We start from the raw sequence: 13866 nt of genomic DNA, 5'->3' as shown, positions 1-13866 counted from the left end.
AAAGTAAGTGGTAATACTTAAAGCATGGGTCGTATCACGATATGACCCTGTAAAACTCGACACTATTATGCACCTCTCTGAGTGACCTCAAAATAACCTCAAGAGGCTCGAGTCAGAAAGCACTAAGCATAAGTCAACATTTTCTTAACTAAGGCGATACTTCTACTTTAAAAACATAGTGGTTTTTCTTACAATCGAAGTAAATATTCAGTCCCCTTTGGAGACATAATGAGCGACATAAAACACTGTAAATTACTCATTCTAGGATCAGGTCCGGCGGGTTACACGGCTGCAGTTTATGCGGCGCGTGCAAACTTAAATCCAGTTTTGGTCACAGGGATGCAACAAGGCGGTCAATTAACCACAACGACTGAAGTAGAAAACTGGCCAGGTGATGCTGAAGGTCTTACTGGCCCAGCCCTAATGGAACGCATGAAAGAACATGCCGAACGATTCGAGACTGAAATCGTCTTTGATCACATCAACGAAGTGGAACTTTCTCAACGTCCATTCCGCTTAAAAGGTGATTCTGGTGAATACACTTGTGATGCACTCATCATCTCAACAGGCGCATCTGCTAAGTACTTAGGCCTAGAATCGGAAGAAGCATTTAAGGGGCGCGGTGTCTCTGCGTGTGCAACTTGTGACGGCTTCTTCTATCGTAATCAAAAAGTAGCCGTTGTCGGTGGTGGTAACACGGCTGTCGAAGAAGCCCTTTACCTGTCTAACATCGCATCTGAAGTTCATTTAATTCATCGTCGTGACACATTTCGTGCGGAGAAGATCCTCATTCGACGTCTGATGGACAAAGTCGAGAATGGTAACATTATTCTTCACACCGACCGCACTCTGGATGAAGTCCTCGGCGATGATATGGGAGTCACGGGTGTACGCATCAAGGAAGTGGGCAGTAATGTTACCGAAGATTTAGAAGTCATGGGTGCATTCATTGCCATCGGCCACCAGCCAAACACTCAAATCTTTGCAGAGCAGTTAGAAATGAAAGACGGATACATCGTCGTTAAATCTGGCTTGGAAGGCAATGCAACACAGACCAGTATCGAAGGTGTTTTCGCTGCAGGTGACGTAATGGATCATAATTACCGTCAAGCCATCACATCAGCCGGGACAGGTTGTATGGCAGCGTTAGATGCAGAACGCTTCCTAGATGCACTTAGTGATAAATAACTTTCCAATTTTGTTTCATTTCCTTAAAGCCCAGCAGTATTCCCGCTGGGTTTTCTTTTGTATACTACTGCTCCATTAAAACTATTATCATTAAGCCTTCACAATGGATAAGAAAAAGCACAGCCGTTTAAATAAATGGCTTAAGCAACAGAGTAAGCTTGCAAAACGCTGGCTCATGGTTGCAATTGGTCTTGGTGTTTTATCAAGCGTTTTTCTATTGGTTCAAGCCGCTCTGCTCGCTTCTATTCTGCACCATTTAATTATCGAACATACTGATAAAAATGAACTTATCTGGCACTTTGTTGGGTTAGGCTTTACGGTAATAGGGCGTGCTGTCTGTACATGGGGGCGTGAAATCGCTGGCTACCGCTGTGGTGAGCAAATTCGTGTTTATATCCGCCAACTCATATTAGACAAGCTCCGCGAATTAGGGCCGGCTTATATCAAAGGCAAACCAGCTGGAAGCTGGGCAACGCTTATCTTAGAGCAAGTCGATAATATGCAAGATTTCTTTGCTCGATATCTACCGCAAATGTCACTCTCTGTTCTCGTTCCTTTTATTATTTTAGTGGTTGTTTTTCCAGTCAACTGGGCAGCAGGACTTATTTTTCTTATCACGGCCCCGTTAGTGCCTATGTTCATGGCATTAGTCGGAATGAAAGCCGCCGATGCTAACCGTAAGAATTTTAAAGCCATGCAACGCTTGTCGGGCCACTTCTATGATCGCCTTCAAGCAATGACAACAATACGACTTTTTGATAGAACAAAAGCAGAAGCCACCCATCTTACTGGTGCTTCGGAAGTCTTCCGTAAACGAACCATGGATGTCTTAAAGATTGCGTTTCTATCTTCGGCTGTTTTAGAGTTCTTTACTTCAATTTCTATCGCTATTACTGCGGTTTATTTTGGTTTCAGCTACATTGGAGAACTCAACTTTGGCTACTATGGCGCTGGCATCACTCTGTTTTCTGGTTTGTTTATTCTCATTTTAGCCCCTGAGTTTTATCAACCCCTTCGCGATCTAGGCACCTACTATCACGCTCGTCAACAAGCGGTCGGCGCTGCGGAGAGTATCGTGGAATTTTTAGAACTCGATGTGCAACAAATGAAAGCAGGTTCGCGATTATTAGAAGACAAAACATCCATACACATTGATGCCACCGATCTGGTGATCTTTAGCACAGAAGGGCATCGTCTCGCTGGACCTTTAACGTTTTCCTTAAAAGCCAATCAAAGTACGGCCTTAGTTGGTCCAAGCGGCGCAGGGAAAACAAGCCTTATCAATACCATACTTGGGTTTATGCCTTATGAAGGAAGCTTAACCATTAATGGTTGTGAACTGAAAGAATTAGATCTGGCATCGTGGCGTCAAGCTATCAGTTGGATTGGCCAAAACCCAATGCTATTGCATGGAACCATTTACGAAAACGTGACGCTTGGTAAACATCAAATCAATGAACAGCAAGTACATGATGCATTAAACAACGCTCATGCGTCAGAGTTTGTCGATGTTCATGGCTTAGATTACACCATCTCAGATCGTTCAGGTGGACTGTCGGTTGGGCAAGCACAACGTATCGCACTAGCAAGAGCCATGCTGCAAAATGGCCAATTCTGGTTATTAGATGAGCCTACTGCCAGTTTAGATGCGCGCAGTGAAAAGCTGGTGATGGAGGGGATCAATAAATACATCCATTCAACCACTCACCTTTTGGTTACTCATCAGCTTGCTCCACTTCGTCATGTCGAGCAAATATTAGTGATGCAAGATGGTCTCATTGTTCAAAGTGGAGACTATGACACTTTGTCCTCCCATGAGGGGTTGTTTAAAGATATGCTCGAAGCAAATTTAGCTCAACGTGAATCAGATAAGGGGAACTTAGATGCGTGATTTACTCCCTTACTTAAAACTGTATAAGAAACATTGGTTTGGTTTATCTCTCGGTATGCTGTTAGGTTTCCTAACCCTAGCCGCTTCTATCGGTTTGCTCACTTTATCTGGCTGGTTTATTTCTGCCTCGGCCATCGTGGGTCTCACTATTGCTAGAGAAACCTTTAATTATATGTTGCCAGGCGCTGGGGTTCGAGGTGCCGCCATGGCCCGTACCGCTGGTCGCTGGGGGGAGCGTGTTGTCAGCCACAACGCAACATTCAAACTGCTGACTGACCTGCGTATTTTCTTCTTTAAAAAGCTAGCACCTTTGATTCCGGGGCGTTTATCCACGCTGCGTGACGCTGATATTTTGAATCGCTTAGTCGCCGATGTCGATGCGATGGATCATGTTTACCTCAGGCTTATCAGCCCTGTCATTATCGGTGTTTTTGGTATCCTTTCCCTGACCGCTGCCCTCGCCTTTTTTGACTGGCACCTTGCGCTGTTACTTGGAGGAATTCTCTCGGTTGTGTTACTCGTTTGGCCCGTTTTATTCTATAAACTAGGCAAACATAATGGTGAACACCTAACCCAAAATAAAGCGCAACTTCGTGTCGCTACGCTTGACTGGTTACAAGGCTATAGTGAACTTTGTTTATTTGGTGCGGAGTCACGTTACCGTAAAGCTATCCAAGAAAAACAAGCGAAACTGTTTGAAAATCAATTTATTAACGCCCACTTAACGGGTTTAGCTTCTGGCTTGTTGATTTTCGTCAATGGCCTAACTCTGATTATTATGATTTGGTTTGCTGCTGATGGTGTTGGTGGAAGAGCCCCAGACCCTTTTATCGCATTGTTCGCTTTTGCCACCATGGCCAGTTTTGAAATTCTGATGCCTATTGCTGGAGCTTTTCAGTTCTTAGGTCAGACTTTAACGTCTGCTCGCCGCCTTAATGAAGTGATCCTCACTGAGCCAGATTTGGTTTTCCCAGAGCGTTCAATGCATCAAGATGCGCCTCTGGACATTCGTTTTGACAATATTGGGTTTACTTATCCAGATGGTCAATTGCAAGTGCTCAAGGATGTGTCTCTTTCACTTCCAGTAGGTTCTAAAACTGCCATTGTCGGACAAACGGGCTCTGGAAAATCAACGCTTATCCAGTTGCTGTGCCGCTACTGGGATGTTAATCAAGGCGAAATTACGCTTGGTCAAAACCCTTTGCAAAGCTGGAGTGAATCTGACCTTCGAGCAGCAATGACCGTTGTGAGCCAAAGAGTGGACGTTCTCAACGGCACATTACGTGATAACCTCCTCATGGCAGCCCCTAATGCCAATGATGAAGAGCTATCCGATGTATTAAACAAAGTGGAATTGGGGAACTTATTAGCCGAACCTGGCTTAGATGCTTGGTTAGGCGATGGTGGTCGCCAACTTTCTGGTGGTGAAAAACGCCGTATTGGTATCGCACGTGCTTTATTACGTGATGCTCCAATACTACTACTTGATGAACCGACAGAAGGGTTGGATAAACAAACTGAGAAAACAATCATGGCATTATTTAGCCAGCATTTTGCTAATAAAACCGTTGTGTTTATTACTCACCGTTTAATTGAGCTAGAAAGTATGGATACCATTTGCCTTATGGAACAAGGAGAAATTGTCGAGCATGGCTCTCATCAAGATTTAGTTGCTCAGCAAGGGCGTTATTTCCAACTTCTACAGTCGATATAACTTTTCTACAGAAGCCTTAATCGGCTATGTTTATTTAAGGCGCCGATTCTGTGAAACATGACAGAATCGCGCCAAGAACATCAGTGTTACTCCTATTCGGTTTCAACCGCTTGTCCAAGCAGATAAAACGCCCTTTTTCTAACAATTGAAATTTTTACCATATAGAACAATAACTTAAACAAGACTTGTAATTTAAATGGCGACAAAGTGGCGACACTAGGTAAATGTCGCCAATTTTTAGAAAGTGCTACGAGTAAAATTCAACTTGAGAATTTACTGAACACAAATACACTAGAGCTTCGCTTCTATCCTTTCAAAGTGATAGATATTATTAAAGGTAGAGAACACTTAAGCTCTATTATGTTTTTGGTTCAAAATAACACTGCTTATCTGCATTTAATTTACTTCTTACAAACATTGGAATTGCAAAATGCTTTTCTATCTCTTGAAGGCTTGATAAATAATCGACTATTTCACGTGAAAAGTTAGGTATTGTATCGACAAGAGCCCAAATTACTTCATCCTTACCTTTGTTAAGACTACGATTTTTAAAAATCAGATTAAATGCTTTCCCAAAAGACCAATGGTCCTCTATTTTTAATTTATCTTTATATGAATAGTGCCTATGGTATAGATTGGTAAGTATCACTACGTCAACTCGTTCATACTCTAGGGGGTTATAAAAAGACTCAGGGGTCAACAAGCCCTGCATACCATACATATAATGAAACCATTTCTGCATATCCATTGCTGTATCGCAACAAACTAATAGTACGTTCAGCTCTTTTGATTTTACTTCACTGGAAAATTTTTTTTGGGCAGACAACAAATAATCTTTCAGTTTATTATCCATATGAGGCTGAACCTCAAAAGCATTACCCTTACTTTCAAATAAATCAGATAACATTTTGGCAGTATCTTTAAATTCGGGCATTCTTCCAAAAGCCCCAATATTAAAGGTATTTCGTTCTTGCTGAGCATGCGCCTTGGTAAAATCCGGACATTTAACTTCTATGTTAAATTTAAAGCCATTGTAACTAAAAGAGCAATCTACATCTGATGGTGGATTTAGCTTAGGTTCATAGACGAAAGTTTGAGGAAAAGAAGAAGCAATAGATGCTGCGACTGATGTTTCACAAGCAGCTTGTAAAAACTTAGCTTCATTAAAAGTTGATCCTCCTAATTGCAACTCTTTCTTTAACTTTCGAAGTTGAGTAGGAGTTGCATAATCATCTAATATATCCAAACAAGAATATAGCATTTCACGGTATTTTTTTGATACCTGATCATCACCTGATAAATATGGATTTACAACAGACTGATTCATAAAATTCCTTTACATTTAACATTATTAGACAATTAAAACATTCCTTTTCCTTATATTATGCTACCAGCTCATAAAATAAAAACAGAAATCTAGACTCTGACAAGTCAGGTGTAGATTTGATTTAGTAGAAGAAACAATTAGTCATAGTGACGACCGTGTTTTTAGCTAGCACTTCGAACTTATTCAGATTCCCGTTAGCACCACCGAAAAAAGTATTTAAATTTATATATCCCATTAAGAATAAAAGAGCTAATAATGGTTCGCACCTCCACCCAAGCTTTCTAATACAGACATGAAAGCTTTCTCTTCCCTTAAGTATCTAGCGGAGGGGTACTCCATAAATTGCATACAAATCATAACCAACCTCAACTGAGAAAACTCCGTAAAGCTGATAAGTGTCTGAAACTGAGTGCTTCTTAGATTTTCATCAAACTGATTTACATCGCTAAGTCTTTCTGTAATCATTTTGACAATATTATAGAAAACTCTAACCGTATTATAAATATGCTCATCTTGGTCAAGCCTTTCTAACATGTCTTGTATTTCTGCATCTTGAGTACCACATACACGCAAAGCTTCAATTCTATCTTCGAGTTCACGAATAGCGTACACCCCTTTTAATTTTTTTACATCTTCACTTTCGTCAAACTTCAACTCAAAGTTAGAAAAAGAAGCCCTTTGTGCTTCAATCAAGCCAAAAAAGTAAGTTTCAAATGATCTTAGACATTCATTCTTATGATTTATTTGCACTTGCTCCCTTAACTCTTTATTTGCCTGATTCTGCAAATTCAAAGATTGAATTAACAATACTATAGATACAAAACTAAGTAGCGGACTAACTAAACCATTAAAGAAATCACTAAAATCCACCCAATCAGATGGCTTATTTGAGACTGGATAACCTAAGTTGAAATAAAAATGCACTATGTAAGAAGCAACTACAACAGCCATCAATACCACAGCTGTAATAGAATACCTATTAATCATCGATTATACCTTCAATAATATATTTAATAATCCGGCCAGTATTTGTATTATGCGTATGAACCATAAGCTTCAGAGTTTCCCATTCTTCTGTTGGTTTGCCATTATTTGTATGCAAGTTTTCTGAGAATGGGGTTTTTGATGCAATTTTAAGCTCTCGATACTTCTTAGTTGCAGAAAATCCAAATGCGACTGTTTCATCTGAACCATGAATTTGAAGCCGGCCATTACCTGTATTGATATTGAGGCGAGTAATACTTGCTATTATATTTCTTTGAACTTTGTCCGTTCGTGGTTTTAACGTAGCATATGTTGCACGATCAACTTTCACTAAGGTTTTTTGTGTATTCTTACTTTGCCTATACCTAAGTTTCACATCATGATTAAAGTTGTTAGACGCCGTGTGCAAATGATCAAGAGAGCTTTTTTGAAGTTGCTTAATCAGTTTTTCTTCCAGTTGAGTCCCAAGAGATTTCAGTTCTTTTTTCGCCTTGTCAGATAATTCAGGGCTCTCTTGATACAATGCCTCATTTATAAAATATGCAAGCAACTCAGTAAATACTTTCTTACCGATCTTATTGAATCGCTTTTGTATATCATTATCGTAGATATCAAGAGAAAATTGCTGACCAAAAGAGCCTTTAAAACTTCTCTTTAAGTTTGTACGAACTTTACTTTCACTCGATAGCCTCTCTGGTACTCGTTGCTCAAGAATTGCAGTTGCAATCTGACGGGTAGCTTCTGAAGCCCCTTTAAGCGTGTCAAGTCCGGAATTCATGTCTACAGAGTAATCATCGCTTGCAATCACAACATCAAAGTTGACACCCATATACATCCCTAAGGTAATTAATTTGTTATTCATTCTGTATATTCAAGAAAGCCTTTATTGCTTTACATGACAATAACTTATAGGGCTCCCTTAAGTTTAATTAAATTTTTAAGTAGTAATAATTTATGAACTTACCTAAAAATCTTCTACCTCAATGCGTAGTATTGCACTCTGTATACTTCGCCGCAAAACAGATAATTAATCGTCTCGATAAATTCTTTCTATCCAAAAAGTCACATTTTCATACATTTTCTGTTACTTGCTTACAAAAAAGCGCCCTATTAGGGCGCCTAATACAATCTGCAATTCAATTAATATCAGGTTGTCGAAAAGTTAAATGACGAAGTTTGAGCTATCTCGCCTCAATCAGCCCAGTAAAACAGAACTAATTAAGACAACCATCCCTAACGATTTGTAATAATCTTATTTGATTTCAACTTTAACATTCATGCAGGTGTAATCATCTTTTGGCCCTCTTCGTTCAATTCTTTTCCGCAAACTATTTATAAATGCAGAGGGTGTTGACATTGTTAGATCCGAGAACCTTGGCCTATGATGCCAATAATCATAAGCACCATCAGACATGATAGATAATAGCAGCGTTCCATCTTCAATAAATTCATCTATTTTTACCACTGTAATTTCATAGTCTAATTCAATTTGAGATGATAATGCCTTTGTTATAACACTGGATAACCTTTCTTTTCTTTCATTAATTTTTTTGACTGGATGCTCACCTTCTTCTATCATTTCTTGGTATCGAGTGTGATCTCTAGTCAACTGCTTTAATTTATTACCTTTCTTTATATAAACCCTACAGTCACCTGCATGTCCAATAATAATCTGTTTACTTGTTACATATACAGTTGTTAGTGTTGTAGCCGCCGTAGCTAAGTTGCTGTCTATTAATGATAACTCATTAATATTTTTCTTTGCTAAATTAAAGGCGGATTGAGTTGAAAAACTACCTTCACTTACACTCTTCTCGACTGATTTGATTGCACTTTTAGATGCGCTGCTCGCACCAGCTATAGACCCTACACCATCAGCTATCGCAAAAACTAAATTACATTGACTATCGTATATAGGCTGTAAGAGAAAATCTTCATTTTCAACCTTCATTGGCTTTGAATAGCTAAAACTACTTACTTCTAGTAACTGAATCATTTAATTTTACCCTATTTCATTTATTGTCAAATTGAAATCTTCAAGTAATTCATCAATATTATTATATCGGTCTGACTGAAAGTGTTTCGTACATTTTTCAGTAATATTTTTAATAGAGCTAGGCGCTTCCTTTCCGCCATATATATCCAATATAACCATACCAATAGAGTATATGTCACTTTGAAAATTAAATTTCTCTTTATTATTAACAACATCGGGATCTACATAGCGACCACTTCCCATTTTACTTATTCTAATGTCAGTTTGATAAGTGGCTCTATCCTCTTTCAAGTCTTTAACTAAGCCAAAATCGGTAATTTTAAACGTAAAGTCAGCATAATATAGAATATTGGCAGGTTTAAGATCTCTATGAACATATCGGTTTTCATGTATGAATTTCACGGCATGCAATATATCAAGTACTGCCTTCTTTTTTAACTTTTCATCCATCCCCTTTTGAATCATGTCCTCTAGGTTACCCTTTGCTAGTTTCATGAAAAAGAATGGTGGGTTTTTATCTAATTCTAAGTGAATTATCGGTGCTATGTACTTTGAATTTTCTTGGCTTAGCTTATATTGTATAGTCGCTTCTTGAACAAATCTCTGCTCTAATCCAGCTATTTCCTTTATTTCACTATCATTATTGCTTCCAGATGGAGAATATATTTTTCGAGCACAGATCTTTGTTAATGGCTCACAGTTTCCATATGCAAAAACCTTATGGACCATGCCAAAGCCCCCAGAACCTAGTTTATTTAAAACTAATATTTTATAGCCATTTAACTCATTAACTATTTTATTTTCCATTAATAAATCAACTTTAGAAATCAACCAAAATCAAAGAAGAATAATCGTATTCACTTGTAATAATTTCTACTAAATGAAATAACAATCAAACCATAAGTATAAATCGACAAGATATTGATAAATTATATTCAATCATTATCAACTCACACTTATACAGATTTTATTAAAATAATTTAATGAGCCAGATCAATACCTCATCTACATACCATTAAACTAATTGTAAGATAATGTTGCACTTACAACAAAGCACCCGACTTGGGTGCTTTACATCATTTTTTTAAGCTGTGGTGATCATTCTATTTGATAGCTACCTGCAGAACTCCCAGCATCAACTGTGACCTGAGCATTTTGCGTGATTTCATCTATCACTGCATGGGCAATCGCTTCGGCCATCGCGGCGCTTTTCGCGTGTGGGCCATTGGATTGCGCAAACCACAAAAAGTCTTCAAGCCAGATAAACAAGGTGTTTAGTCACAAACAACGCCTTGATCCTGAGAAGTGGCTGAGTAATACTCCCTTTTCTTTTCATACATTGCTTCATCAGCAACAGAGAATAAATTATCCAATGGTACCCACTCACTTGATGCGCCACCGACTGAAAATTTAATCGGGTATCGAGTATTACCAGAAAACTCTACCCATTTATTGTTTTGCGCACTCTCAAGTTTTTCAATCACTGAAACTAAAGTGAGTGTATCCAACTCTCTGGCAATAATTGCAAATTCATCCCCACCAATTCGATACAATACAAAGCCTTCCTTTAGGACCGATTTAATGATTTTTGTTGCCCGTTCAATCAGCACATCACCTCGGTCATGGCCATAATTATCATTGAGTACTTTGAGGCCATTGAGATCAATCACTATGATTGCCATCATACCCCAATTGCCTTTCACTATTTCTTGGCAGGCTGCTTTGTAATCTTCATCAAAAGCCTTGCGATTAAAGCAGCAAGTTAATGTATCTCGCCGAGCAAAATCCTCTAATTCCAGCCATGAATAAAGTTGCTTTTTAAAAAGCTCAAGCAGAATTTGTTCTTCTTCATTCATGACATAATTGCCATAATCGAAATAACCAAGCACTCCCCCATTCGAAGCATACATGGTTTTCACCTTAGAACTGGACTGCTTGTGAAAACTGAAATGCATACCCGTACCCGGGAGTAAGCGCTCAAGACCTAAGTTTATCATTTCCGGAATTGCGTGATACCCGACCCCAGCTTGGCCTGTAGTAAAGTTAATCAGGCTCATTAATTTTATTTTATGTGCTTCTTCACGAGATAAATTTGCACGAACCTCTGCCATCTGTTCAGCAACTCTCCGTTCAAGCTCTTGATTAAAATCCGCCAGTTGTGCATTACTGCGTTGAACCTGCTGATTGGCTTGATACAGATCTCGGTTACGCACTTCGAGTTCATCCATATGAATCGTCAACCTAAGCCATAGGGAATCAAGTAAATCCATTAGCCTCTCGAACTCTTTAAACTTAAATCGCTTAGGGTTCAACTTCTGTGGTTGATTATGCTCAAAGCTGCGCACAACCAATTCCATCTTACGAATCGGTTGCGTTAACCACTGACTGATTAAGACAGCAATACACAAAGTAATAACCAGTGTGGCAACGATAAAGTTGTTCAAGTGATGTTTCGACTGAACTAACTCTTGATTCCTGAGATAATTAGAGAAATTCAACACCATGGTGACTTGTAAAGGTTCAATAAAGCTACGATTTTTAACGGTAATATCACTGACAATCTTGGTTTCATTACCTCTTATTGGGCTTAAATTTCCATAGTGAAAACTGAGTGATTCTTGTTTATATAAAAAGCGTTGTGAAAGCTGAACCAAGTTTTTGTATGCAACCAACACAACAAGGTACCCCTGAGATTCATAGTTTGTACCTGTTGATGGCATAAGAGGGAGGAGTGGGCTGACTAAAGCAATACCACTCTGCCCACCATTACTGACCAACCCTTCATTAAAGTATGAGGTATGAAGTATTTTCCCTTCTTGATAAACAGATTTTTTCTTTTTCACCTTCTGCAAAAAGCGGCTGTTTTCTATGTGATAAATCGAACCATTCGTCTCAAACATAGGCTGCCAGTTTTTATCTAGGACATATACTGAACTGACGTCGGTTGCCAATCCTTCAAAGCTCGCTAACATTTGCCAAACAGCACTAGATAACAATCTATTTTCCATTGCCTGCACTAACAAACGATCTTTGGAATACCAACTTGTTAAGTTAGCAATAAAAGAGAGATCTTCTGCAACTGAATTTTTAATACCTTGATTGGCATTCTCTAATTTTCTTTTCTTTTGCTCCATTAAATCAGCTTGATGAGTCTGAATCATGCTTGTCCCAACCCAATAGGCAGGCAGCAAAGAGCATAAAACAATGAAAAAAGTTAAAACACTTCGCAAGCTGATCATGAAACAGCGATCCTATCTCTCTTCAAGTACTGAGATCGAGTTAGCAAAAGCTGCCTTGTATCAAGCTGAGGTTTGATAACTAATATCACAATATGCTCGACCTTATTCCAAGCGCAACTTGTTGCTAACTTAGAAAAGAGGAAGGCAAGCATCTTTAAAGAAAGAATGTGTTTCACCACAACGTTCTCATCCAATCTAATATGCAACAAAGATAGTAAATGAAAAGACGTTATTCAACGATCGGATTTGGTTCTGTTCGTTATGGTGTGAGAGAGCATGTGGTAGAAAATAAAAAGCGCCGCAAATGCGACGCTTAAAAAGAAAGGTTATTGATATTGCAGTTCAAAGTCACGCATGAAATCAACCAAAGCTTGAACCCCTTCAAGTGGCATGGCGTTATAGATTGACGCACGCATTCCACCAACAGCGCGGTGGCCTTTAAGTGCCTTCAAACCTCTTGCATCAGCGAGTTCTAAGAATGTGCTATCAAGTTCAGGCATCGCTAGTTGAAATGGGACATTCATCAGTGAGCGGTTTTCATGGTGAACATCATTGCGATAAAAATCAGATTGATCAATAAAGTCATAAAGCAGTTTTGCTTTCTCTCGGTTACATTGTTCAATCGCTTTCACGCCACCTTGCGCCTTGAGCCATTTAAACACAAGACCGGATAGATACCACGCAAAAGTAGGAGGCGTGTTAAACATTGATTCTTTTTCTGCCAAGACGGTATAGTCGAGAATACTTGGTAAGACTTTTTTCGCAAGACCAAGCAGATCTTCACGAACAATCACAATCGCGATACCTGCTGGGCCAATATTTTTCTGTGCCCCTGCATAAATGACACCGTACTTTGATACGTCTAACTCTCGCGACAAAATGGTTGATGACATATCAGCAACAATAGGTTTGTCCGTTACAGGCAGATCATTAATCTCGATACCATCGATGGTTTCATTAGGACAGAAGTGAACATAGGCAGCATCTGCAGAGACTTTCCACTCAGAAGCTGGCAAAACAGCCATTTTCCCATCAATGGTTGTTTTAGCGTTAAATACATCAGGTTCGCAATATTTCTTTGCTTCGGTTACCGCACTTTCAGCCCAATATCCACCATCAATATAAGTGGCTGTTGGTGCATCTCCTAACAGATTGAGTGGCACGGCTGCGAATTGGGCTCTCGCACCTCCTTGGCAAAAAAGTACTTTATAGTTATCAGGAATACTGAGTAGATCGCGGAGATCTTGTTCTGCATCGACAGCTACTTTAATAAAGGCTTTGCTGCGGTGGCTGATCTCCATGACCGAAGTGCCCAAATCTTGCCAGTTGATCAACTCTTTTTGAGCTTGCTGCATCACCGCTTTGGGTAACCCTGCAGGTCCTGCACTAAAGTTAAAGACTTGCGCCGTATTTTGTTCCATGATCCACATTGCTCCTGCTGAGTAAATAAGTAATATAAGTCGTTAAGTCAAACATACCCAAGCACCTTGAGATCACTCGCCCTTTGGGAGCGTGTCACTTGGGTAT

At 39.3% G+C, this 13866-nt stretch carries 11 protein-coding genes; 3 read left to right on the top strand and 8 right to left on the bottom strand.

Annotation, left to right across the window (positions count from 1 at the left end; translation table 11 throughout):
• Nucleotides 1-228 precede the first annotated feature (228 nt).
• From trxB to cydC, 3 genes are all read left to right on the top strand, one after another.
• Complete coding sequence (gene trxB / locus BS333_RS05515; RefSeq protein ID WP_021710860.1) at nt 229-1188, top strand: thioredoxin-disulfide reductase; 960 nt, start codon at nt 229-231, stop codon at nt 1186-1188.
• A gap of 103 nt (nt 1189-1291) precedes the next feature.
• Complete coding sequence (gene cydD / locus BS333_RS05510) at nt 1292-3079, top strand: heme ABC transporter permease/ATP-binding protein CydD (protein ID WP_021710861.1); 1788 nt, start codon at nt 1292-1294, stop codon at nt 3077-3079.
• Nucleotides 3072-4793, top strand: coding sequence for a heme ABC transporter ATP-binding protein/permease CydC (cydC, locus tag BS333_RS05505; RefSeq protein WP_021710862.1), 1722 nt, complete (start codon nt 3072-3074; stop codon nt 4791-4793). Before cydD ends, cydC begins: the two co-directional genes overlap by 8 nt.
• Nucleotides 4794-5151: 358 nt before the next feature.
• Here cydC and BS333_RS05500 read toward each other — a convergent pair whose 3' ends face one another.
• The 8 genes from BS333_RS05500 to serC all read right to left on the bottom strand — a co-directional run bounded on the left by BS333_RS05500 (nt 5152) and on the right by serC (nt 13760).
• Nucleotides 5152-6120, bottom strand: a complete 969-nt coding sequence (locus BS333_RS05500; protein WP_021710863.1) for a hypothetical protein — start codon at nt 6118-6120, stop codon at nt 5152-5154.
• Nucleotides 6121-6369: 249 nt separating this feature from the next.
• Nucleotides 6370-7107, bottom strand: coding sequence for a hypothetical protein (locus BS333_RS05495; RefSeq protein ID WP_021710864.1), 738 nt, complete (start codon nt 7105-7107; stop codon nt 6370-6372).
• Complete coding sequence (locus tag BS333_RS05490; protein WP_227739175.1) at nt 7100-7966, bottom strand: hypothetical protein; 867 nt, start codon at nt 7964-7966, stop codon at nt 7100-7102. The genes BS333_RS05495 and BS333_RS05490 overlap by 8 nt, the downstream gene beginning before the upstream one ends.
• 390 nt (nt 7967-8356) lie before the next feature.
• On the bottom strand, nt 8357-9100 hold the full coding sequence (locus BS333_RS05485; protein WP_021710866.1) for a PP2C family protein-serine/threonine phosphatase: 744 nt from the start codon (nt 9098-9100) through the stop codon (nt 8357-8359).
• A gap of 6 nt (nt 9101-9106) precedes the next feature.
• Nucleotides 9107-9907, bottom strand: coding sequence for a protein kinase family protein (locus BS333_RS05480; protein WP_101903863.1), 801 nt, complete (start codon nt 9905-9907; stop codon nt 9107-9109).
• 291 nt (nt 9908-10198) lie between these two features.
• The gene (locus BS333_RS22025) at nt 10199-10369 is read right to left on the bottom strand and encodes a hypothetical protein (protein WP_021711721.1); all 171 of its coding nucleotides are present in this window, start codon (nt 10367-10369) and stop codon (nt 10199-10201) included.
• Between the two features lie 5 nt (nt 10370-10374).
• Entirely contained in the window at nt 10375-12261 is a 1887-nt protein-coding gene (locus tag BS333_RS05475; protein WP_227739153.1) for a sensor domain-containing diguanylate cyclase, read from the bottom strand.
• 404 nt (nt 12262-12665) lie between these two features.
• A complete protein-coding gene (gene serC, locus BS333_RS05470) occupies nt 12666-13760 on the bottom strand; it encodes a 3-phosphoserine/phosphohydroxythreonine transaminase (RefSeq protein ID WP_033004495.1) in 1095 nt (364 codons plus the stop codon).
• Nucleotides 13761-13866: the final 106 nt, after the last annotated feature.

The sequence above is a fragment of the Vibrio azureus genome (assembly GCF_002849855.1).
Lineage (GTDB): Bacteria > Pseudomonadota > Gammaproteobacteria > Enterobacterales > Vibrionaceae > Vibrio > Vibrio azureus.
This window is presented reverse-complemented; position numbering and strand designations above follow the sequence as displayed.